This is a genomic window from Haloglomus halophilum (assembly GCF_024298885.1).
In the GTDB taxonomy this organism is placed as follows: Archaea; Halobacteriota; Halobacteria; order Halobacteriales; family Haloarculaceae; genus Haloglomus; species Haloglomus halophilum.
In genome coordinates this window covers 3504902-3525494 of sequence record NZ_CP101166.1, presented here as the reverse complement: position 1 = coordinate 3525494, position 20593 = coordinate 3504902, and the positions used below count along the sequence as shown (strand labels likewise).

Annotated in this window: 21 protein-coding genes; 9 read left to right on the top strand and 12 right to left on the bottom strand. The window is 70.2% G+C overall.

Annotation, left to right across the window (positions count from 1 at the left end; translation table 11 throughout):
- Positions 1–49: 49 nt before the first annotated feature.
- The 3 genes from NL114_RS17060 to NL114_RS17050 all read right to left on the bottom strand — a co-directional run bounded on the left by NL114_RS17060 (position 50) and on the right by NL114_RS17050 (position 4652).
- Positions 50–1192, bottom strand: a complete 1143-nt coding sequence (locus NL114_RS17060) for an acyl-CoA dehydrogenase (protein ID WP_254822123.1) — start codon at positions 1190–1192, stop codon at positions 50–52.
- Between the two features lie 64 nt (positions 1193–1256).
- Positions 1257–2675 carry an MATE family efflux transporter gene (locus tag NL114_RS17055; protein ID WP_254822122.1) on the bottom strand — a complete coding sequence of 473 codons (1419 nt, stop codon included), beginning with the start codon at positions 2673–2675 and terminating at the stop codon, positions 1257–1259.
- Positions 2676–2732: 57 nt separating this feature from the next.
- Positions 2733–4652: a zinc metalloprotease gene (locus NL114_RS17050; RefSeq protein WP_254822121.1), complete on the bottom strand. Its 1920-nt coding sequence runs from the start codon at positions 4650–4652 to the stop codon at positions 2733–2735.
- 97 nt (positions 4653–4749) lie between these two features.
- On the opposite strand from NL114_RS17050, the gene NL114_RS17045 reads away from it, so the two are divergent.
- Together NL114_RS17045 and NL114_RS17040 are read left to right on the top strand one after the other, a co-directional pair.
- Positions 4750–5517, top strand: coding sequence for a hypothetical protein (locus NL114_RS17045; protein ID WP_254822120.1), 768 nt, complete (start codon positions 4750–4752; stop codon positions 5515–5517).
- Positions 5518–5597: 80 nt separating this feature from the next.
- On the top strand, positions 5598–6218 hold the full coding sequence (locus tag NL114_RS17040; protein ID WP_254822119.1) for a DUF420 domain-containing protein: 621 nt from the start codon (positions 5598–5600) through the stop codon (positions 6216–6218).
- On the opposite strand, the gene NL114_RS17035 is transcribed toward NL114_RS17040, so the two are convergent.
- The 4 genes from NL114_RS17035 to NL114_RS17020 form a co-directional block, all read right to left on the bottom strand.
- Positions 6196–6795: a hypothetical protein gene (locus NL114_RS17035; RefSeq protein WP_254822118.1), complete on the bottom strand. Its 600-nt coding sequence runs from the start codon at positions 6793–6795 to the stop codon at positions 6196–6198. The genes NL114_RS17040 and NL114_RS17035 overlap by 23 nt on opposite strands.
- Before the next feature lie 140 nt (positions 6796–6935).
- Positions 6936–7355: a DUF7964 domain-containing protein gene (locus NL114_RS17030; RefSeq protein WP_254822117.1), complete on the bottom strand. Its 420-nt coding sequence runs from the start codon at positions 7353–7355 to the stop codon at positions 6936–6938.
- Positions 7356–7488: 133 nt separating this feature from the next.
- Positions 7489–8289: an ABC transporter permease gene (locus NL114_RS17025; RefSeq protein ID WP_254822116.1), complete on the bottom strand. Its 801-nt coding sequence runs from the start codon at positions 8287–8289 to the stop codon at positions 7489–7491.
- Positions 8289–9263 (bottom strand): ABC transporter ATP-binding protein, encoded by a 975-nt coding sequence (locus NL114_RS17020; RefSeq protein WP_254822115.1) that lies wholly within the window; start codon positions 9261–9263, stop codon positions 8289–8291. Before NL114_RS17020 ends, NL114_RS17025 begins: the two co-directional genes overlap by 1 nt.
- Positions 9264–9515: 252 nt before the next feature.
- On the opposite strand from NL114_RS17020, the gene NL114_RS17015 reads away from it, so the two are divergent.
- On the top strand, positions 9516–10223 hold the full coding sequence (locus NL114_RS17015) for a helix-turn-helix domain-containing protein (RefSeq protein ID WP_254822114.1): 708 nt from the start codon (positions 9516–9518) through the stop codon (positions 10221–10223).
- A gap of 83 nt (positions 10224–10306) precedes the next feature.
- Here NL114_RS17015 and NL114_RS17010 read toward each other — a convergent pair whose 3' ends face one another.
- Positions 10307–11254 (bottom strand): alpha/beta fold hydrolase, encoded by a 948-nt coding sequence (locus NL114_RS17010; RefSeq protein WP_254822113.1) that lies wholly within the window; start codon positions 11252–11254, stop codon positions 10307–10309.
- A gap of 130 nt (positions 11255–11384) precedes the next feature.
- Between NL114_RS17010 and NL114_RS17005 the strand changes: the two genes are divergently transcribed.
- From NL114_RS17005 to NL114_RS16980, 6 genes are all read left to right on the top strand, one after another.
- On the top strand, positions 11385–12758 hold the full coding sequence (locus NL114_RS17005; RefSeq protein ID WP_254822112.1) for an ABC transporter substrate-binding protein: 1374 nt from the start codon (positions 11385–11387) through the stop codon (positions 12756–12758).
- Between the two features lies 1 nt (position 12759).
- On the top strand, positions 12760–13629 hold the full coding sequence (locus tag NL114_RS17000; RefSeq protein WP_254822111.1) for an ABC transporter ATP-binding protein: 870 nt from the start codon (positions 12760–12762) through the stop codon (positions 13627–13629).
- Positions 13626–14324 carry an ABC transporter ATP-binding protein gene (locus NL114_RS16995; protein WP_254822110.1) on the top strand — a complete coding sequence of 233 codons (699 nt, stop codon included), beginning with the start codon at positions 13626–13628 and terminating at the stop codon, positions 14322–14324. The genes NL114_RS17000 and NL114_RS16995 overlap by 4 nt, the downstream gene beginning before the upstream one ends.
- Positions 14321–15364, top strand: coding sequence for a branched-chain amino acid ABC transporter permease (locus NL114_RS16990; protein WP_254822109.1), 1044 nt, complete (start codon positions 14321–14323; stop codon positions 15362–15364). The genes NL114_RS16995 and NL114_RS16990 overlap by 4 nt, the downstream gene beginning before the upstream one ends.
- Positions 15365–15581: 217 nt before the next feature.
- Positions 15582–16748, top strand: a complete 1167-nt coding sequence (locus tag NL114_RS16985; protein WP_254824728.1) for a branched-chain amino acid ABC transporter permease — start codon at positions 15582–15584, stop codon at positions 16746–16748.
- A gap of 82 nt (positions 16749–16830) precedes the next feature.
- Positions 16831–17712: a 3-hydroxyacyl-CoA dehydrogenase family protein gene (locus tag NL114_RS16980; protein ID WP_254822108.1), complete on the top strand. Its 882-nt coding sequence runs from the start codon at positions 16831–16833 to the stop codon at positions 17710–17712.
- A 20-nt stretch (positions 17713–17732) separates the two neighbouring features.
- Here NL114_RS16980 and NL114_RS21690 read toward each other — a convergent pair whose 3' ends face one another.
- The 4 genes from NL114_RS21690 to cyoE form a co-directional block, all read right to left on the bottom strand.
- A complete protein-coding gene (locus NL114_RS21690) occupies positions 17733–17867 on the bottom strand; it encodes a hypothetical protein (protein ID WP_286671082.1) in 135 nt (44 codons plus the stop codon).
- A 73-nt stretch (positions 17868–17940) separates the two neighbouring features.
- Entirely contained in the window at positions 17941–18174 is a 234-nt protein-coding gene (locus NL114_RS16975; RefSeq protein ID WP_254822107.1) for a SelT/SelW/SelH family protein, read from the bottom strand.
- 130 nt (positions 18175–18304) lie between these two features.
- Positions 18305–18997 (bottom strand): DUF7546 family protein, encoded by a 693-nt coding sequence (locus NL114_RS16970; protein ID WP_254822106.1) that lies wholly within the window; start codon positions 18995–18997, stop codon positions 18305–18307.
- A gap of 76 nt (positions 18998–19073) precedes the next feature.
- Positions 19074–20489, bottom strand: a complete 1416-nt coding sequence (gene cyoE / locus NL114_RS16965; protein ID WP_254822105.1) for a heme o synthase — start codon at positions 20487–20489, stop codon at positions 19074–19076.
- Positions 20490–20593: the final 104 nt, after the last annotated feature.

Below are 20593 nucleotides of genomic sequence, written 5' to 3'. Positions count from 1 at the left end.
CAGTACCGCCGAATGGTTCGGGACTATTTATCGGGTGAGGGCGGGGGCGTCAGCTCAGCAGGTCCTGGCCGATGGTGTTCCGGAGCACCTCGCTGGTGCCCTCGTAGATCTCGTTGAGCTTCGCGTCGCGGTAGAATCGCTCGGCGGGGAAGTCCTTGGTGTAGCCGTAGCCGCCGTGGATCTGGATACCCTCGTTGGCGACCTCGCGGGAGACCTCGGAGGCGTACAGTTTGGCCTGCGCGGCCTCCTTGCGGAAGCGCTCGCCGCGCATCTTCTTGTCCGCCGCGTCGTGCATGAGGAGGCGCGCGGCGCGGGTCTTCGTGTCCATGTCGGCGAGCTTGTGCTGGATGGCCTGGAAGTCGCCGATGGGCTGGTCGAACTGCTCGCGCTCGCCGGCGTAGTCGACGGCGGCGTCGAGCGCAGCCTGCGCGATGCCGACCGAGCGGGCGGCGATGGTGATGCGGCCGCCGTTGAGCGTCTTGAGCGCCTGGACGAACCCCTCGCCCTCCTCGCCGAGCAAGCGGTCCTCGGGAACGAAGCAGTCGTCGAAGCGCAGTTCCGCGGTCGGGCAGCCCTTGTCGCCGAGTTTGTCCTCGGTGCCCTCGACGATGAAGCCGTCGTCCTCCTCGGGCCGGACGACGAACGCGGAGATGCCCTTGCTGCCCGCGTCCGGGTCGGTCTTCGCGAAGACGGTCACCGTGTCGGCGACCGAGCCGTTCGAGATCCAGAGCTTCCCGCCGTTGATGTAGTAGCCGTCACCGTTGCGTTCGGCGGTCGTCTCCATCGATGGCACGTCGCTGCCCGCGCCAGCCTCCGAGAGCGCGAACGCGCCGATGTCGGTCCCCTCGGCCAGCGGCGTGAGGAACCGCTCCTTCTGCTCGTCGTCGCCGAACTCGTAGACCATGTTGCCCGCGAGCGAGACGTGCGCGGCCATGATGGTGCCGAGGCCACCCGAGCCGCGAGCGATCTCCTCCAGCGCGATGGGATAGGCGTGGTAGTCAAGGCCCGCGCCGCCGTACTCCTCGGGGAACGGCGCGCCCATGAGCCCCAGCTCGCCCATCTCCTCGACGAGGTCCCACGGGAACTCGTCCTCGTTGTCGATCTCCGAGGCCCGCGGGACGACCTCCTCGTCCACGAAGTCGGCGACCATCTCCTTGATCTGCTTTTGCTCCGGCGTCAGCGAGAGGTCCATACTCGCGGGTAGGAGGGCGCTCACTTGAGGGTTGCGAGCGCAGCCCCCTCAGCCGCCCCGCGACTCAGTTACCGTCGCGGGCCGGGGGGTCCGTCGCGGCCGTGACGGAGCCACGGTCGACGATGGTCTCCTCCCAGTCGACGACACGCGCCGTCAGGAAGCCGAGCGCGGCACCGAACAGGCCCGAAACGGCGTATCCCGCCCAGATGCCGAGCGGGCCGCACCCCAGGGGTCCCGCGAGGACCAGCGCCACACCCAGCCGAACTGGGAGGAAGGTCGTTCCGGTGACCGCCAGCGCCACGTCCGTCCGCCCGGCGCCACGGAAGACGCCGCTGTAGACGCGGGCGGCGGCCTCGAACCCGTAGGCCGGCCCGACGACCCGCAGGAAGTCCGCGGCGTGGCCGACGACGGCCGTGTCGGTGGAGAAGACGCCGGCGATGGGTTCGGCCGCGAGGACGACGAGCAGGCCCAGGGCGGTCAGTCCCGCGAGCGGCACGCCGACGGCGAGTCGCGCAGCTCGCCGGGCCCGCGCGGCCTCGCCCGCGCCGAGGTTCTGCCCGACCATCGTGATGGTCGCCGCCGAGACACCGATGGCCGGCAGGAACATCAGCGACGTGACCCGCTCGCCGATACCGAACCCGGCGACGACGGCCGCGTCGAACTGGCCGACCAAGAACAGCGAGGCCGTCACGGAGGCGGCGATGGCGCCGGTTTCGAGCGACGCGGGGAGGCCGACCCGCGCGACCCGGCCGAGGAAGGTGCGGTCGGGCCGCAGGTCCGCGACCGCGACGGTCGGCTCGACCCGGCCGGAGAGCAGGAGTACGACGCCGGCCACGGCGGCCACGCCGCGCGCGAGGAGGGTCGCGATGGCTGCGCCCTCGAGCCCGAGCGGCGCCACCGGTCCGAGGCCGAAGATGAGTACCGGGTCGAGGACGAGGTTGAGCAGGACCGAGGCCAGCACCACCAGAAGCGGGGTGAGTGCGTCGCCGTATCCCTGCAACAGCGCGGAGAACGCGTACGCGAGGAACAGCAGCGGCAGCCCCGCGAGGATGTACCCCATGTACGAGAGCGCGAGGGAGCGGGTCAGCGGGGCCGCGCCCATGGCCCGGAACAGCGGAGCGATACCGAGGGCGCCGACGGCGGCCACGACGAGAGCCGCGAGCGTGCTGAACGCCAGGGTCTGCCCGGCGACGAACGACGCGCGCTCGGAGTCGCCGGCGCCCTCGTGCTGCGCGACGAGGATGCGGCCGGCGGCCGAGACACCGGAGCCGAGCGCGACGAACAGGAAGACCAGCGGGAACGAGAACGTGAGCGCCGCCAGTTCCGCGCTGCCATAGCGCCCGACCCAGAACGTGTCGGTCAGGTTGTAGACGGTCTGGAGGAGCGTCGTCGCGACCACGGGGAGCGCCAGGTGGTAGAGCGGCCAGCCGACGGAGCCGCTGGTGAACTCGAGTTCGTCGCGGGACCTGAACGGGGACCGCACGGACGTACTGGGTCCGGCAGCGGTTTAGGCGCCCCGGTCAGCCCGCGCCCGGCCAGGTCAGGGTGTCCCGACGACGGCGCGGCCTTCGAGCCATCGCTCGCAGTCGTCGCCGTCCACCGGCCCGCCGGGGCGCGCCACGGCGGGGGTCCACGGGTCGGTCGCGATCAGTTCCCAGTCGTCGTGGTCACGCTCGCCGTTGTCGCCGTCGGAGTAGTCGAGGTAGCTCTCCGGCGAGTTGTAGTTCATCACGCTCTCGTAGGTCCCGAACGGGATGCTCCGGGAGTCGACGCCAGGGATCTTCGGCGTGAGTCCGAGGTCATGACCCAGTTCGTGCATGAAGACGAACGGGTCCTCGTTACTGGCGATGGCGGCACCGATGCTGACGCCGCGCCGGTCCCGTGGCTGGCGGTCCACCCCGGTAGCGGAGAGCACCGCGTAGTGGTAGCCCTGGCACTCCGTGTCGCCGTACTCCCGACTGTAGGCCCCGAGGTCGTCGGGCGTGAACGGGTCGTCGACCGGGACCTGTCCGGACCGTTCGAGGTGGAGCGTCACGCCGGTCGAGCCGTCCGGGTTCTCGACGGGCGCGCTCGCGAACGCCTCCCGGAGGTCGGCCCGCTCGCTCGCCGAGAGGCGGAGATCGCGCATGTAGTCGACCTCGACGAACACGTCCGACCGGAGCGGGTCCCCGGCGAAGTCGTCGCTCGCCTCCATCCCGTCGGGGAGGTTGTCGCCGTCGGTGTCCGGGTTGGTCGGGTCCGCACCGATGGCGAGTTCCTGCTCGCGGGCGAGTCCGTCGCCGTCCGTGTCGACCACCGACGGGTCCGTCCCCTGCTCGGCCTCCAGGGCGTCGAGCGCGCCGTCGCCGTCCGAGTCGACGACGAACGGGTTCGCCCCCGTCTCCAGTTCGCGGCCGTCCGGCAGGCCGTCCCCGTCGGCGTCGGGGACCTTCACGGGGAGATTCAGACGCGCCTCCTGCAGGTCGTCGGCGCCGTCGCCGTCCGTGTCGGCGAGGGTCGGGTCCGACTTGACGAACTGCACCTCCTTCCGGTCGGTGAGCCCGTCACCGTCCGTGTCGACATCGGCGGGGTCGGTCCCGAGACGGGCCTCCTTCGGGTCGCTCAGTCCGTCGCCGTCCGTATCGGCCCGGTAGGGGCTGCTCCCGAGTTCCAGTTCGCGGGCGTCGTCCAGTCCGTCGTCGTCGATGTCGGCCTGATCGATGGGGAACCCGAGTTCCGCCTCCCGAGCGTCGTCCAGTCCGTCGCCGTCCGAGTCCGGGTCGTCGATATCGCTCCGGAGCGCGCGCTCCCGACCGTCCTCGAGCCCATCCCCGTCGGTGTCCGGGTCGGTCGGCTCCCCGCCCCACGCCCGTTCCATCCCGTCGTGGAGCCCGTCGTCGTCCGTGTCGGCCTCGAACGGTTCGGTGGGGCCGGTGAATTCGTCGAGCACGGTGAGCCCGTCGCCGTCCACGTCGGCCACCGCCGGCGTCACGCCTACCGTCAGGAGAAGCAGGAGGAACAGGACCGCCGCGCCGCGTCGTCCGACCGGGAGCGAGAACGAACCGTCCGCTGTGCCATCGCTCGATGACCCTGAACCGGAGGTGGTCGTCCCATTCGCGGTTGCCGTCGCCATCGAACGCACGGGTTCCACGTCCAGTGCTCCCGGGGACAGTGCCGCCCGGGCCGTCTCCGTCGGCACGTCAAGCCCGAACGCCGCGGTGGCCGTCTCGCCGGGGTCGAGCCGCGCCCGGAGGACCAGTCGGTCCCCGGACACCGTCCAGTCGTCCGCGTACGCGTCCGGGACGGAGACATCCGCGGCCGAGGCACCATCGGGGAGCGGCTGTGCGAGCGCGAGCGCGACCGACTCGTCCCGCTCCGAGGTGAGTTGCACGGCTATCGACGGCATCCCGAACCGGTCGGCGTCGAACGCCGTCTCGACGCGGACCCCGTCGACCACCCGCGTCCCCCCCTCCTCTGTCACGGGGGGACGGACCGCCGCGGGGCACATAAGCGCTCGGGGGACCGGCTGTGACCGGGCGGTGGCAACGTTGATGACCCAGGCGGCCAAGACGACGGCCGTGCGACGACGGCGGTTCCTCCTCGGGGTGGGGACGCTGGCCGGGCTGGCGGGGTGCGGGAGCGATGCCTCACGACCGACCGCAATCGACCGGAACGTCCCGGACCCCGACGAGACGGTCGCGCCCCCGACGGATACCTTCGAGTACCGGCCGGGCGAGCCGCCGACCGGGACGCTGTTCGAGGGGCCCGTGAACGACCAGCAGTACGTCCGCGGCCCGTTCTTCCCCGGACAGCCGGTGGTCGTCGAGGCGCGCTCGGTGGCCGGGTCGCTTGTCGCGGAACTCGTGAACCGGGCGCCGGTCGCCCGCAGACACGTTTACCGACCGCGGACGGCCACGGTCCGCCCGCTCGAGCGCGGTGCGGCGTATCTCGCGCTCCGGGCCGACGGCGGTCCCGCCGAGGTCACCGTCCGCGCCCGGGCGGAGCAGCGAGAACGGCGGGCGACCGGCGTCGTGTTCGACCGCGAGATCGAGCGGACGCGCTCGGTAGCCGCCGGCCCGGGCATCTCGGCGGTCGAGGTGACGGTCGCGGGGCTCGGCGACGGCGAGAAGTTCGTCGTCGGCTACCCTCGCGGTCGCGCCCGGTCGCGGGGCGACAGCCGCATCCAGTTCTACGAGGACGCCACCCGCACGTTCGACCTCGCGACCGGGACCGGCGGCGGGACGGCCCGTTCGCGGCTGTTCCGTCTCGCGCCGCTCCGGACGGCGCCGCCGTTCGATGCGACCGTGGCCGCCGACGTGACCGTGACCGCGCATCCCCCGTCCTGACGCGCCGGGGGCCGCCACGCCACAGCACGCGCGACTCGCGAAGCGACACCGACATGCGGGAGGCACCCGAACTGCCACTCATGGCGACAGCCGACGCCGGTCCCCTCTCCCGGACAGCGAAGGAGTACCCACGAGCACTCACTGCGGTCCTCACCGTCGTCGGGTACGCGCTGGTCATCGGGACCCTCTACGTCGGGCTCCCCATCTACCCGACCATCAGCCTCGAGACGGTCAACCTCCTCTCGCACGCCATCGCCGTCATCAACACGACGACGGTCGTCCTGCTGCTCGCGGGCTGGAAGTTCATCCGCGACGGCGACGTGCGACGGCACCGGGCGGCGATGGTCGGCGCGTTCACGCTCATCCTGCTGTTCCTCGTCCTCTACCTGCTGAAGACGGGGGGAGGCGGGCAGAAGGAGATCGTGGCTCCCGACGGTGCGACCATCGCCTATCTCGCGATGCTGGCCATCCACATCCTGCTCTCCGTGCTGGCGGTGCCACTCGTGCTGTACAACATCATCGTCGGCCTGAGCCACAGCACCGAGGAGATCCGGCGGACGGCGCACGCCCGCGTCGGTCGCTGGGCGGTGGCGGTCTGGTCGGTGTCGCTGACGCTCGGCGTCGCGGCGTACGTCCTCCTCAACCACGTCTACACGTTCGAGTTCGTCCGGCTCCTGGTCAGGGTTCCTGCTCCGTTCTGACCGAGCCGTTCCCGTTCGACCCCTGGCTGTGAGAGCCCCCCTCGGAATCGGCCATTCCGGACGGCATCGGCCCCTTCTGGGCCTGCTTGCGCGACATCCGCCGCGTGACCCGCCGTCGCATCCGCCGGACCCGGGTCTTGCGCGCGTGGGTGTCGAGCCGCCACCCCGCCACCAGCAGGAGCGTGGCGAAGACGGCCGCCACGATGAACGTCATGAACACGGCACCCGGGTCCGCCAGGAACGCGGGGAGGCCGTCGAGGGCGAGCGCGACGGAGACGGGCCGGGCCAGTACGGCGACACCCATCAGGTAGAACCCCTCGGCGAGGACGCCGGTCGGGAGCTTGCGCCGCAGGAAGGCGATACCGGACCAGAGCGTCGTCGCGACGGCCGCCACGGCGTACAGCGGGAGTCCCGCGACCGGTGTCGAGAGCGGCAGGAGTGCCCAGCCCACGAAGCCACCCGCCGCAACCGCGGTCAGTATCCCCATCAACAGCGTCGGAGTGGGGACGTCGGAGTCGTCACCCTCGTCGGCCATCTCCGGGTCGCTCATCGACTGCCCGGCCGCATCTGTCGTCATTACGTATTCTGGGGCGTTCCGAGTATATAGGTGCAGTCCTCACCTCGCCGAATCCAATCCGACCCGGACATGTTCGGCTACTCCGTCGCGGACGCGCTCGCGACCGTGCGAGACGAGGGCGCCGGGACGGAGCCACCCGCTCAGAGCGCGTCGAGCAGGGCGCTGGGGTCCTCGGCCCACGACTGGTCCTCCGCCCACGCGCGGAGCTCCGCACCGACCGCCCGAACCTGCTCCTCGAGCGCCTCCTTCCCCTCGGGTGCCGGACGCTCCGTGACGACCGTCCAGCCCCCGGGATCGTTCTCCGTGGCCGTGGCGTCGGCGGCCGCGGCGTCGATATCCACGTCCGCATCCGCGTCCACGTCCGCGTCGGCCGCCAGTACGTACCCGGCGGCGACGATCGACGACTCGGTGACGAACACCACGGCTGGCACGAGGCGGCGGTCGCTCTCCGAGAGGTCGAAGACGCCCGCCGGAACGAGCGTCCGGAACCGCCCGCTGTTCTCCAGATCGCGACACTCCTCCAGACTCAGCGGCCGTGCCGGGAGCGAGGCGAGGTCCATGCCTCCGGATCGGACGGTCGTGGGTAAAGACGTTCCCACAGCGACCGAGAGAGGTTTCTGTATTATGGGCGCAATTCGTCGATAACCGCGGACGTTCGGAACGAATGCACGAGGATCGCGACGTAACCTCGTATCAGTCGGTCGTCGGAATCGCGTACGCGCCGGCGAGGAAGAACGCGACGGCCAGCACGGCCAGCACCCCCAGTTCAAGCAGCGGCCCCCCCGCTTCGAACGGGTTGGCGTTCGGGGTGAACGACGCGAGCTGGCCCGGCGGTCGGTACGTCGCCTCCCGGATACCGCGCGCGAAGTAGGTGAGCGGCGACAGGAACCGGTACGGCGCGAACCACGCCGGGAGGAGGTCCGGCGGGACGAACGTCTCCGAGAGGAAGAGGAGGGGAAGCGCGATACCGTTCGACGCCGCGACGACGCCGTCCTGCGAGTCCGCGATGCGCCCGAGGATGGCCCCGAGGCCGCAGAACAGCGCCACGGCCAGCGCGATGAACGGCAGCAGGAGCGGCGACGGCGTCAGCGACCCGGCCGCGCCCGTCACCAGTACCACCAGCACGAGGATGAGGACGGCGGCGGCGCCGATGATGCCGACGTTGACGATGGTCTGTGCGAGCAGCCACTCGGCGCGCGAGAGCGGTGTCGTCGCCAGTTTCTCGAAGCGGTTGCCCTCGCGGTGGCGCGCGACCTCGCTCCCCACCCGCGAGAGCGGCGTGAACAGGACGACGACGGCGAGGTAGCCGGGGACGTAGTAGCCCGCCGGCTCGGTGAACAGCCCGCCGCCGGTGGGCTGGGTCTGGACCAGCGCGCCGAAGATGAGGATGATGATGGCGGGGAAGAAGAACGTGAAGAACACCGCGGTCCGACGCCGGAGGAAGGCCTTCGCGGCGGCGGTGGCCTCGCTCCCGACCCGGCCGAGCGCGCCCATCAGGGCTCACCTCCGCGGCGGGACGACGCTCCGGCGGGGACCTGCCCACGCCGCCGGGGGACCGGCTCGCCGCCGGCGGCCACTTCCGTCCCGGTCAGCGAGAGGTAGACGTCCTCCAGGTCGGGCTGCTTCCACGTGATCGCCTCGTACGGCACGTCCTCGGCCTCCAGCGCCTCGACCACGTCGCCGATCTCTCGCGGGTCGATGCCGGTGACCGCGAGCGCGGCCTCGTCCGGGACGAGCTGGTAGCCGGCCATCTCGAGGGCCGTCGCGGCCCGTCCCTCCGCGTCCTCCGGGATATCGAGTTCGAGCCGACTGTCGCCGCCGTGTGCCGCGACGAGGTCCGCTGGCGGCCCCACCGCGACGAGCTGGCCGTCGGCGAGCAGTCCCACACGGTCCGCCAGCGCCTCGGCCTCGGCCATGTCGTGGGTGGTGAGGAGGATGGTCGTGCCGCCGTCCGCGAGGTCGGCCAGCAGCGACCAGAGCTGTCGCCGGCCGGCCGGGTCGATGCCGGTCGTCGGCTCGTCGAGGAACAGTACGTCGGGGTCGTTGACGAGCGCGGTGGCGACACAGGTCCGGCGTTTCTGCCCGCCCGAGAGGTCCTCGTACGGCTTCCGGGCATCCGCGCCCGCCAGTCCGACATCCGCGAGTACGTCGTCGGGGTCACGGGCCTCGTCGTAGAGGCCGGCGTAGTAGGCGACCAGTTCCCGCGCGGTGAGTCGCTCGGCGGGGTCGAACTCCTGTGGGAGCAGTCCCACCCGTTCGGGGTCCACGTCCGCCGGCGCCTCGCCCAGCACCTCGACCCGGCCGTCGACGACGGTGGTGCCGGTCAGGGCGCGGACGAGCGTCGTCTTCCCGGCGCCGTTCGGCCCGACCAGCGCGTACACCTCGCCCTCGGCGACCGACAGCGAGACCCCGTCCAGCGCGACCGTCTCGCCGTACCGCCGACGTACCTCCTCCGCGAGGATGACCATGTTGGACCGGGGTTCGTCGGGTCCACCGATAGGGGTTTCCGTCCGGTCGCGTCCGGCACCCCGCTCGTCGTTCTCGTCTCCTGCCCTGTCACACACCGCTTGATACACGGGTCGGGGGGAACCCGTCCAGACCGCTCCTTCCTGTCGCCAGATGGCCTCACGGCCGTTCCGAGCAGCTACTGTGCGGGACGCCAACAGGGGCAACCGTTTTGTCCCTCGACAACGCAACTCGTGCAGGACCGGGGAAGAACCATGATAGACCTCACCCTCGACATGGAGCAGTACGACTGCCCGTTCATCGCTGCCACCGAGGCACAGCCGGTGTCGTTCTCGGCGGTCAACTGGGAGTTCGAGGGGGGGCGTGAGGGGTGGCTGGAGACGCGGATGCTGGTCGAGGGCGATGACGACGGCGCCGTCGAAGCCGGACTGGACGTGCTGCGCGGCCACGACGGCCTTCGCGAGTGCGGCCTCATCTCGAAGCAGGACGACGTGGCCCACATCCGGACGGTCATCGACGAGACGGCGGCGATGCGGACCATCCGCGACCACGACGGCTACATCACCGGCCCGTTCCACATCGAGGCCGGCAGCGAACTGTGGCACGTGGGCTTCGACCACGACTCGACGGCCGAGCAGGCCCTCGCGGGGCTGGAACGGGAGAACGAGTTCGAGGTGGTCGCGCGGGACCCGGTGAACGAGACCGAGGTGACCGGGTTCGCCGAGAACGTCGGCGCGGCCATGACGCTCATCCAGGGCTGTCAGGACCTGACCGACACCGAACGCGAGACGCTGGAGGCGGCCGTCGAACGGGGCTACTTCCGGTCGCCGCGGGGCGCGACGCTGGGTGACCTCGCCGATGAGTTCGGCGTCTCGAAACCAGCCGTCTCGAAGCGCCTCCGCCGCGGGCAGGAGAAGGCCGTCAGCCGGATGGTCGAAGCGATGGATGAGCTCGACGGATAGCGAATACACTCGGAGCCTTCTGCCCCTACTCCGCGCATATACAGATTATCCGGCGGACTTCGATACTACTGGGCACCCTCCGCTCAGTCCAGGTCTCGCTCCACACGGTCGTGGTAGTCCGAGACCGCCGCATACAGCCCTCCACGGCGCGCGCCGTGCATGGCGTAGTGGTCGGCGCCCGCGAGTTCGGCGTACTCCTTCCGGTCGGCCGTCGTGCCGAGTTCGTCGTAGAGGCCGAGCGCGTCCTCGCGGACGGAGATGGCGTCGTCCGTCCCGCGGAGGACGAGCGCCGGCACCCCGACCGCGGCCGCGTCGTAGACGGGCTCGCCCTCACAGGCCATCGCCGTGTCGGCCAGCGACCCCGACTGGGCGATGTAGGTCCCGTCGTCGACGCCCTGGTTGGACTCGACCTGCGCGCGCCAGACGGCCTCGAACAGCGGGTCCTCGCCTGACTCGGCGACGCCCTGGCGCTCGCGAACGCCCTCGTAGGTCTGGTCGTAGTAGGCGTCCAGCCCGGCATCGACCCCGAGCGCCGTCGTCACCTCCTCGAAGCTCCACGGCGGGCGATGGACGGGCGCGACCTGTGTGAGCGAGGCGACCGGCGCGTCGTCGGCGTGGTGGGCGAGGTAGTAGCCGCAGGTCATCGTGCCCCACGAGACGCCGAGCAGGTGGACGGTCTCGAACCGGTCGGTGGCGGCGTCGACCGCCGCGGCGATGTCCCGGGCCGCCGTCGGTGCGCGCACCGGCGGGTCGTTGGCCTCGGGTGGGTCGTCCAGCTCCGGAGGGCGGTCGCTGTCCCCGTAGCCACGGATATCGAGCGCCAGCGCGGTTCGACCCTCGCGGGCGGTCGCGGCCAGCCACGAGTAGGAGTCGTCACCCTCGACGGGCGGGGCGAACAGTGCCCGCGAGTTCGTGATGGAGCCGTGGACGTGGAGGACCGCCGTGTTCCCGCCACCACCGTCCGCGGGCTGCTCCCAGAGCCGCAGGTCGGTCCCGTCGGCTGCCGTTACCGTCGTCGGAGTCGGCTGCATGGGTTCGGATAACGACCCGGACCCCCTGTATCGCGGGGTTCACGTGTGAACCCCGGGCCGTCTCTGTCCGGTCAGTTCATATGTTAACCCGGGGAGCGAAGCCCGTTGGGTCACAGTATCGGGTAGTGCCATGGAACGACAACGACTCACACGACGCAAGGCGCTGGCTGGACTGGCAGCAGCAGGTATCGGCGGCCTCGCTGGCTGCACCGGCGACGGCGGGGACGGTGGGGGAGACGGCGGCGGTGGCGGGGGCGGGTCCGTGAGCGGAACCGTCAAGATCGGCGTCCTCCAGCCACTCTCCGGGAGCCTCAAGTACTACGGCCAGCAGGCCATGTACGGCTTCTACCAGGGGCTCAACTACAAGGGTGACGAGCAGTTCACCCCCGAGGCCTCGACCGGGACGAAGACGACCACCGTCGGCGACGTGGACTACGAACTCATCGTCCGCGACACCGAACTGAAGGCCGACACCGCACAGTCCGCGGCCCAGGACCTCGTGAAGAACGAGAGCGTGGACCTGCTGTTCGGCTGTACCTCGTCGTCGTCGGCCAGCCGCGTGGCGACGACGGTCTCGAAGCAGGCGAACGTCCCGACGCTGCTCGGGCCCGCCGCGTCGGCGGACATCACGGCCAACAGCGAGACCTGTGGCGCGCCGGTGTTCCGTACCAGTGAGAACACCGCGATGGACGCCCGCTCGGGCGGCAAGTACGTCGCCGACAACACCGACGTCTCGAAGGTGTACCTGTTCGGAGCGGACTACTCCTTCGGGAAGGCCGTCGTCAACAACTACCGGACGGTGCTGGAGGCCAACGGCGTCGAGATCGTCGGGGAGAAGTTCTTCCCCCGCGGCTACAAGGAGTGGCAGGGCCCCCTCGACAACGCCGAGAGCGAGGGTGCCGAGGGCATCGTCGCCGGGTTCACGGTGCAGACGCTCCCGGCGCTGTTCACCACCTTCCTCAACGGTGACTACTCGTACAAGGTGTTCGGCGGCTTCGCCACGCAGATCACGACCGGCATCGTCGGGCAGACGCTCCAGAAGGAGCTGGGCAAGCCACTGACGAAGGAGAAGTTGAGCCAGGCCAACCTCGGGCCGTTCACCTCGCGGTACCACTGGAACCAGTACGACAACGAGATCAACAGCGCGTTCGTCGACAGCTACACGAGCGCCTACGGCATCGTCCCGGACCTGTTCACCTCGGGGACGTTCACCGCCTCCTCGGCCATCGTGCAGGCCGTCGAGGCCGGCGGGTCGACGGAAGGGGCCGACATCCAGGCCCAGCTGACCGGGATGACGGTCGCGGACACCCCGAAGGGCCAGGACGCGTACACCTTCCAGGAGTACAACAACCAGGCCCGCTCGGCGATGACCATCGCGGACATGGTGCCCAACGACAACGAGAACTGGGACGCCGCTATCAAGCCCAGCGACCCGGTCCAGACCATCCCCGCGGACGAGACCACCATCCCGAAGGACAGCCCGGAGATGGGCTGCCAGCTGTAGCATGAGCGTCCTGCGGACAGCAGGCCTCACCAAACGCTTCGGCGGTCTCACGGCGGTCGACGACGTGGACTTCGAGCTGGCCGAGGACGAACTCTGCTCGCTCATCGGCCCCAACGGCGCCGGCAAGACCACGTTCTTCGACCTGCTGACGGGCGCGCTGGAGCCGACCGCCGGGACGGTCGAACTCGCGGCCGGCGGGGGCGGCGAAAGCGGGACCGAGGACGTGGACGAGCCGGGCGGCAGCGTCGGCTGGGTCGACGTGACCGATGCCCCGCTCCACGCGACCGCCCAGCGCGGGCTCCACCGCTCGTACCAGGTGACCAACGTCTTCCCGACCAGCACCGTGCTGGAGAACGTTCGCGTGGCCGCGCAGGCACACGGGACGGACTCCTTCCGCGGCTGGCGCAACGTCAACAGCTTCGAGCCCTACCTCGAGGAGGCCCACGCCATCCTCGACCGTGTCGGGCTCGCGGTGAAGGCCAACGAGCCGGCCGAGACCCTGAGCCACGGCGAGAAGCGCCAGCTGGAGGTCGGCGTCGCCCTCGCGGGCGACCCCGAGGTCCTCCTGCTGGACGAGCCCAACGCGGGCGTCTCCAGCGAGTCCGTCGACGACATCATCGCGCTCATCGAGGACGTGGCCGGCGACCACGCGGTCCTGCTGGTCGAGCACAACATGGACATCGTGATGAACGTCTCCGACCGCATCGTCGTGCTCAACCGCGGTGAGGTCATCGCCGACGGGCCGCCGGAGTCGGTCCGCGATGACCCCGCCGTGCAGGAGGCGTACCTGGGCGGCTACGAGCCCGGGGACCTCGACGACGACGGAGCGGCGGATCCGGCCGCGGAAGCCGACGGAGGTGGGACCGAGTGAGCCTGCTCGAGATCGACGATATCCACACCTACTACGGCGAGAGCCACATCCTCGAGGGCGTCTCCCTGGAGGTCGAGGACGGCGAGGTCGTCGCGCTCATCGGGCGCAACGGCGTCGGCAAGACCACGACGCTCCGGTCGGTGCTCCAGTTGACGGCTCCGCGTTCGGGCAGCATCACCTACCGCGGTGAGGAACTGGTCGGCAAGCGGACCCACGAGGTCGCCGACCTCGGAGTGGGGTGGATCCCGGAGGAGCGCCGCGTCTTCTCGCAGCTCTCGGTCACCGAGAACATCCGCGTCGCGGTACCGAAGGGCGGCGACGTGGATACGGCGCTGGAGCTGGCGTTCGACACCTTCCCGGCACTCGCCGAGCGGAGCGAGGCCAACGCGGGCGCGCTCTCGGGCGGGCAACAGCAGATGCTCGCCATCGCCCGCGGCCTCGTCGGTGAGAACGACCTGCTCCTCATCGACGAGCCCAGCGAGGGGCTCGCACCGCAGATCGTCTCCGACGTGGCCGAGGCCGTCCAGAACGCCGCCCGCGAGGCGACGGTGCTGCTGGTCGAACAGAACCTCCCGCTCGCGATGGACCTCGCCGACCGCTTCTACCTGCTCGACAACGGGCAGGTCGTCGAGGACGGCGAGGCAACCAGCGGTGTCACCGACGACGAGCGCATCCGGAGGTATCTCAGCGCATGAGCGCCATCGTCCCCACACTACTGGCCGAACTGGCGACGCTCCCGCTGGTGTCGTACATCGACACGCTCGGGCAGTTCCTCCGGCCGTCGACGCTCGTCGGCGTGTTCGTCCGGGGGCTCTCGAAATCCGCCATCTACGTGATGATCGCCAGCGGCCTCACCCTCGTCTTCGGGCTGATGGGCGTGCTCAACTTCGCCCACGGATCGCTGACGATGATCGGCGCGTACCTCGGGGGACTGGTGATGGTGCTGGCCGTGACCGGCGCGAGCGGGACCGTCTCCAGGTTCGCGTTCTTCCTGGTCGCGGTGCTGGTGGTGTTCGGCGCGCTGTCGGCGCTCGGTGGCGTCATCGAGGTCGGCCTCATCCGGCCGCTGTACGACCGCCCGCCCATCTACCAGATACTCCTGACGTTCGGCGTGACACTGGTGCTGGACGAACTCGTCCGCATCGTGACGCTGTTCTACGGCCTCCAGCCCATCTCCGAGTGGCAGGCCGCACTCGGCACCAAACCCGAACCACTCACAGCGACCATCAGGCTCGGCTCGACGACCGTGAGCGGGCTCGCGCTGTTCGAAATCCTGTTCGGCGTCGTTACCGTTGCCGCGGTCTGGGCGTTCCTGACCCGGACGCGGTACGGGCTGGTCGTTCGCGCCGGCAGCGAGGACAGCGAGATGACCGAGGCGCTCGGCATCGACGTGCGCCGGGTGTTCACCACCGTCTTCGCGCTCGGAACCGGTATCGCCGGCATCGCCGGCGCGCTGCTGATGTGGGACCCCGTCTGGGGTGCCAGCGTCCCGCTCGCGGCCGAGACGCTCCTCCCGGCGTTCGTCGTCGTCATCGTCGGCGGCCTCGGCACCTTCCGGGGAACGGTCGTCGCCGCGCTCATCGTCGGGATGATCGACGCGGTGACGACCTGGTGGTTCGTCAACGCCGTCGAGTTCACCGGTCTCCCGGAGATGTTCATCTTCCTCATCCTCGTGGTCACGCTCATCGTCCGGCCACAGGGCCTGTTCGGCGTCGCGGAGGTGGGTGGCCATTAGCGACCCCGACCGCGGTCCCGACGGGTCCTCGATCGAGTCCCGTGGCGACGGCGGCGAACCCGTCGAGGGAGCGGGCACCGCGACCGACGCGGAGAAGGACCTGCCGGAGTCACCGGAAGCCGTCGACCTCGCGCCGGAGCGGGCCTGGTGGCGACGCTACGCGGAGGAGCACGTGGCGCATCTCGTCGTCATCGTGCTGCTGGGGCTCTACCCGCTCATCCACAGCGCGCTGGTCGCCTCACCCGTCGGTGCGGAGGCAGTGATGCTCCTGCCGGACGTGGAGACGATGACGGCGGTGCTGTACTTCGGGCTGTTCGCGATGAGCTTCGACTTCATCTCCGGGTACACCGGCTACCTGTCGTTCGGCCACGCCGTCTTCTACGGCACCGGCGCGTACTTCGTCATCGTGGCGGCGAACGGGAAACTCCCGCTCGTCCCACACACGACGCCGTTCCTGCTGTTGCTGGTGCTGGGTGGCCTGCTGGCGACGGTGCTGGCGCTGGTCATCGGCGTCGTCTCCTTCCGCCTCAGCGGCGTCTACTTCGCGATGGTCACGCTGGGCGTCTCGCAGGTCGTCTACGTGCTCGTCCGTGACTGGGGTTTCCTGGCCTCCAACCCGCGCGACGGGCCGTTCGTCGTCGGCCCCGAGGGCGCCACCGCGCCTATCTTCAGCGTCGGCGTGCCGTTCGTCGACCCGCTCAACCTCGATATCGGGGTCCTCACCGGGGACTCGGTGGTGCTGGGCCCGCTCTCGCTGGGGTCGACGGAGGTGTCGTTCTACATGGTCGGGCTGGTCGTGCTGGTGTGTTACTTCGCGCTCCAGCGACTCGTCCACTCGCCGTTCGGACGGGTGCTCATCGCCATCCGCGAGAACGAGGAGCGTGCCCGCGCCATCGGCTACGACACGTTCCGCTACAAGCTGGCCGCGTTCGCGGTCAGCGGGTTCTTCGCGGCCGTCGCCGGCGGCCTGTTCGCCGGCTTCCGCCGCTCGGCCTCGCCGGACAACGCGTTCTTCTTCCTCGTCACCGGCGACGCGCTGCTGGCGGCCATCATCGGTGGGTTCGGCACGCTCGCCGGCCCGCTGTTCGGACGGCTGCTGGACGAGACCGTCAGGGAGTTCCTCTCGAAGGAGGGCGCCGGCGGCGGCCTCCTGCCCTACCTCCGGGATACGCTCCCCGAGTCCGTCCTGACGACGGACATCGCGGGGCTGACCGTACAGGGCGCCATCGAGACGTTCCTCAACGGCCATGCCAGCCTCTACATCGGGCTGGTGTTCGTCGCGTTCGTCCTGTTCGTCCCCGGTGGCCTGCTGGGGAGCGTCCGGGAACGGCTCGGCGGCCCCATCGCGAAGCAGGTGGCCGCCCGCATCCGCGGCGAAGACTGAGCCGCCGCGGCCGTCCTCCTTCTCCAGCGGTCCCGTCGCCGGGCAACCCACGCTTATATCGCCGGCCGCCGAGGCCCCGGACATGACCGACCAACCGGAGTTCCGCGGCCTCGACGACGTCGAGACGGTCGGCGTCGTCGGCGCGGGCACGATGGGCAACGGCATCGCACAGGTGAGCGCCACGGCCGGCTACGACGTGCTCATGCGCGACGTAGAGGCGGAGTTCGTCGAGCGCGGCCTCGACGCCATCGACGACTCGCTCTCGCGACTCGTGCGGAAGGAGACGCTCACCGAGGAGGAGGCCGACGCCGCCCGCGACCGCATCACCGGCACCACCGACCTCGGTGACCTCGCGGACGCCGACCTCGTCGTCGAGGCCGCGCCCGAGGAGATGGACCTCAAGCGCGACGTGTTCGCCGACCTCGAAGCGGTGACCGACGAGGACGTCGTCCTCGCCACGAACACCTCCACGCTGTCGGTGACGACCATCGCTGCCGCCACCGACCGCGCACCGCTCGTACTGGGGCTCCACTTCATGAACCCGGTGCCCGTGATGAAGGGGGTCGAACTCGTGGTCGGCGAGCGCACCGACGACGCAGTCGTGGCGTTCGCCCACGAGTTCGCCGAATCGCTGGGCAAGGAGACGTGGGAGGCCGACGACAAGCCGGGCTTCGTCTCGAACCGCATCCTGATGCCCTGGATCAACGAGGGCGTCCGGGCCTACGACGAAGGAGTCGCCACGAAGGAGGACATCGACCGCGGCATGAAACTCGGAACCAACGTGCCGATGGGGCCGCTCGAACTCGCCGACCACATCGGGCTGGACGTCTGCCTGCACGCGACGGAGACCCTCCACGAGGAACTCGGGGACCGGTACACGCCGGCGTACCTGCTCAAGCGGAAGGTCAAGGCCGGCGACCTCGGGAAGAAGACCGGGCGCGGGTTCTACGAGTACGAGGACTGAGTGATGGAGGTTCGCGGCGGTTATCCGTAGAGTATCTCGTCGATATCCTCCTCGCTGGTCTCCGTACCGGACGCGGCCATCCCCCCGTGGAACGCCTGGCGCTCGGCCTCTGAAACCGGCAAGTCCCCGGATTCGCTACCCGACTCGTCACTCATAACTCTGCGTCACGGTTCGAGGTCCAGCTGAATCAGCGTTTCCCCGTCGCCATCGCTCCCGGAGGCGGTACACTCACCGTACCCGCTCACGCACCCGCCGCGCCACCTCGTCCGGGTCGAACTCTTCCTCGGCGATGTCGAACACGCGCTCCCCGTCGACCCGGACGACGAAGACGCCGTTGTCACCGGTGACGAGCGCGACGCGGTCGAGTCGCTCGCGGAACGTCCGCAGCAGGTGCTCGGCGAGGTCGGACGCGCGGTCGAGGTGCCCACAGGGAACGCAGTACTCGATCTCGACGGTGGTCATACCCCGCCACAGGGGCGTGGTAGATATGTGGCTGTCGGAGGCGCAGGTCGGTTCGCCAACGGAACCGTACGGAGAACAGTATCCGACGGAGTTACGGAGTTATCGTGGGTGTTGACACTGGAGGCTCGGACTATCCCCGTAATCCGATTCCCCGCAGGTCAGCCATCGTCGGCCGCCACACCAGCAGGACCACCGTGACGACGAAGACGACCGTCGAGAGGAGGTAGGACTGGTTGAACGCGGCGGCGGCCACCGCGCCCGTGCCGCCGACGAAGCCCGAGACGATGCCCGCGATGACGGGCAGCGTACAGGAGACACAGGAGAACAGCCCCAGCACGCCCCCGACGACCGAAGAGGCAGCGTCCAGCACCGTCGCGTAGACGAGGTAGGCCAGTGTCGCGTAGCCGACCAGCTTGAACGGTAGCAGCGCGAACTGGAGCACGGTCCCGCCGTAGATGACCGCCGGGCCCCAGCCGGGGGGGACCGCCTCGAACGCCACCCGGAGCCCCGTCGCGGGGCCACCGCTCGGGCCGTACAGGCCACCGAAGTACCCGAGGACGAGGAAGTAGCCCCCCGAGATACCGAGCGCGGTCACACGCTGGCGCGTCGAGGCCGCCCGCGGGGAGACGCGGAACACGCCCCACAGCGCCGCGTTGATCCAGACGAACGGGATGATGTAGAACAGCGGCCGCGTGACGATTGGCGTCTCGACCACGAGGTACGCCAGCAGCACCAGCAGCTCCGTGTTCAGGACGACCGCCCACCAGATGGCGGTTTCGCGGCTCGGGCGGAGCGACGCCAGCCGCGACTCGATGGTGCTCATCGGTCGCAGATTCGGGTCGGGGTGGCTTCAAGGACACGAGTCGCCCGTGCGCCGGAATCGGGGTGGCGGGCCCGCATCAGACCACCAGCGAGTCGACGACGATTGCCAGCAGCAGCGCGCCGAGGTAGGCGTTCGAGGCGTGGAACGCGCGGAAGGCAGCACCCTCGGAGCGCTCGTAGTGGAGCCGGACGACGGCGACGAGGAAGACGGCGCCCAGCGCGACCGTCGTGGCGGCGTAGAGCCAGCCCAGCGTCGTCAGCTCCGCGAGGACCGTCGCCGCGAGCAGCGTCGCCGCGAGGTACAGCAGGATGTGCTTGTGGGTGACCGTCTCCCCGCGGACGACCGGCAGCATCGGGAAGCCACCGCGCTCGTAGTCGTCGCGGTAGGCCAGCGCGAGGTTGTAGAAGTGCGCGGGTGTCCAGAGGAAGATGACGCCCGCGAGCGCGAGCCCCGGGAGCCCGATGTCGCCGGTGACGGCGGCCCAGCCGATGAGCGCCGGGAGCGCACCCGCAGCCCCACCGATGACGGTGTTCTGGACGGTGTTGGGCTTGAGGACCAGCGTGTAGATGACCGAGTAGAACACGATGGCTGCGAGGCCGAGCGCCGCTGCGAGGGGGTTCACCGACAGGAAGGCGCCCAGCGCCGCCACGGTGAGGAGGCCGGCGAAGGCGAGCGCGTTCCGGACCGGCACCTCGTGGGTGGCCACCGGGCGGTCGGCGGTGCGCTCCATCCGCTTGTCGATGTCGCGTTCGAGCACGTGGTTGTACGTCCCCGAGGCGCCGATGGCGAGGACGCCGCCGCCGAGTGTCGCCGCGACGACGGGGACCGAGAGGCCACCGGGCGTCGTCGCCGCTGCGAGGGCCATCCCGGCGGAGGCGACGAGGCAGAGCAGCCACATCAGCCGCGGCTTCATCAACTGGATGTACGCGCCGGCGATCGCACGGACGCGAGCGACACCGGAGAGCGAGGGACCGGACGATTCCGCCGCCGCGTCGACCGGCTTCGGCCGTTCGAGGTCGTCCGGGTCCCGGACGGCCGAGGTGTCGTCGGTTCCCGTCTCGGCCTCGAGGCGCCACGCCAGCGCCAGGACGAGCGCGCCGAAGATGGTCATGCCGACCAGCAGGTGCCCGTTCGAGACGAGCGGACCGGCGCCGCTGGTGGCGACGAGGGCCCCCACCGACACCTGCACGGGGAACAGCGCGAGCGCGGCGAGGAGCGCGGCTCTCACCCGCCGGTCGACGTCGGCCCGGAAGCCCACGACGGCCGTCACGAGGACGAGGACACCCACGAGCGTCGCCGCGGCCCGATGCCCGAGCGCGACCAGTACCGCGGGCTCGGAGAGGTCGGCACCGGCACAGCCCGGCCACGCGGAACAGGCCCGTGCGGCCTCGGCCAGCGCCGCGGTCGCGCCCACCACCACCAGCAGGTAGACGCCGAGGACGGACGCGGCCAGCAGGGCCGTCAGCCGCGATTCGCGGCCGGTCCCGAGCACGGCGCGAGGGTCTGGGAGGGACACGGATACCACTTCCCTAGGTCTTACCGCCCGGGGACTTAGCACCCACGCTTTTCGCGTGAGGGCGAGTCGGCAGGTTCTTA

Coding starts and splice junctions, on each gene's coding strand:
- NL114_RS16970 (WP_254822106.1), bottom strand. CDS start 18,997: ATGAGCACCATCGAGTCGCGGCTGGCGTCGCTCCGCCCGAGCCGCGAA.
- NL114_RS21690 (WP_286671082.1), bottom strand. CDS start 17,867: ATGAGTGACGAGTCGGGTAGCGAATCCGGGGACTTGCCGGTTTCAGAG.
- NL114_RS17025 (WP_254822116.1), bottom strand. CDS start 8,289: ATGGGCGCGCTCGGCCGGGTCGGGAGCGAGGCCACCGCCGCCGCGAAG.
- NL114_RS17035 (WP_254822118.1), bottom strand. CDS start 6,795: ATGACGACAGATGCGGCCGGGCAGTCGATGAGCGACCCGGAGATGGCC.
- NL114_RS17000 (WP_254822111.1), top strand. CDS start 12,760: ATGAGCGTCCTGCGGACAGCAGGCCTCACCAAACGCTTCGGCGGTCTC.
- NL114_RS16990 (WP_254822109.1), top strand. CDS start 14,321: ATGAGCGCCATCGTCCCCACACTACTGGCCGAACTGGCGACGCTCCCG.
- NL114_RS17060 (WP_254822123.1), bottom strand. CDS start 1,192: ATGGACCTCTCGCTGACGCCGGAGCAAAAGCAGATCAAGGAGATGGTC.
- NL114_RS17020 (WP_254822115.1), bottom strand. CDS start 9,263: ATGGTCATCCTCGCGGAGGAGGTACGTCGGCGGTACGGCGAGACGGTC.
- NL114_RS17010 (WP_254822113.1), bottom strand. CDS start 11,254: ATGCAGCCGACTCCGACGACGGTAACGGCAGCCGACGGGACCGACCTG.
- NL114_RS17005 (WP_254822112.1), top strand. CDS start 11,385: ATGGAACGACAACGACTCACACGACGCAAGGCGCTGGCTGGACTGGCA.
- NL114_RS17015 (WP_254822114.1), top strand. CDS start 9,516: ATGATAGACCTCACCCTCGACATGGAGCAGTACGACTGCCCGTTCATC.
- NL114_RS17030 (WP_254822117.1), bottom strand. CDS start 7,355: ATGGACCTCGCCTCGCTCCCGGCACGGCCGCTGAGTCTGGAGGAGTGT.
- NL114_RS16975 (WP_254822107.1), bottom strand. CDS start 18,174: ATGACCACCGTCGAGATCGAGTACTGCGTTCCCTGTGGGCACCTCGAC.
- NL114_RS16980 (WP_254822108.1), top strand. CDS start 16,831: ATGACCGACCAACCGGAGTTCCGCGGCCTCGACGACGTCGAGACGGTC.
- NL114_RS17040 (WP_254822119.1), top strand. CDS start 5,598: ATGGCGACAGCCGACGCCGGTCCCCTCTCCCGGACAGCGAAGGAGTAC.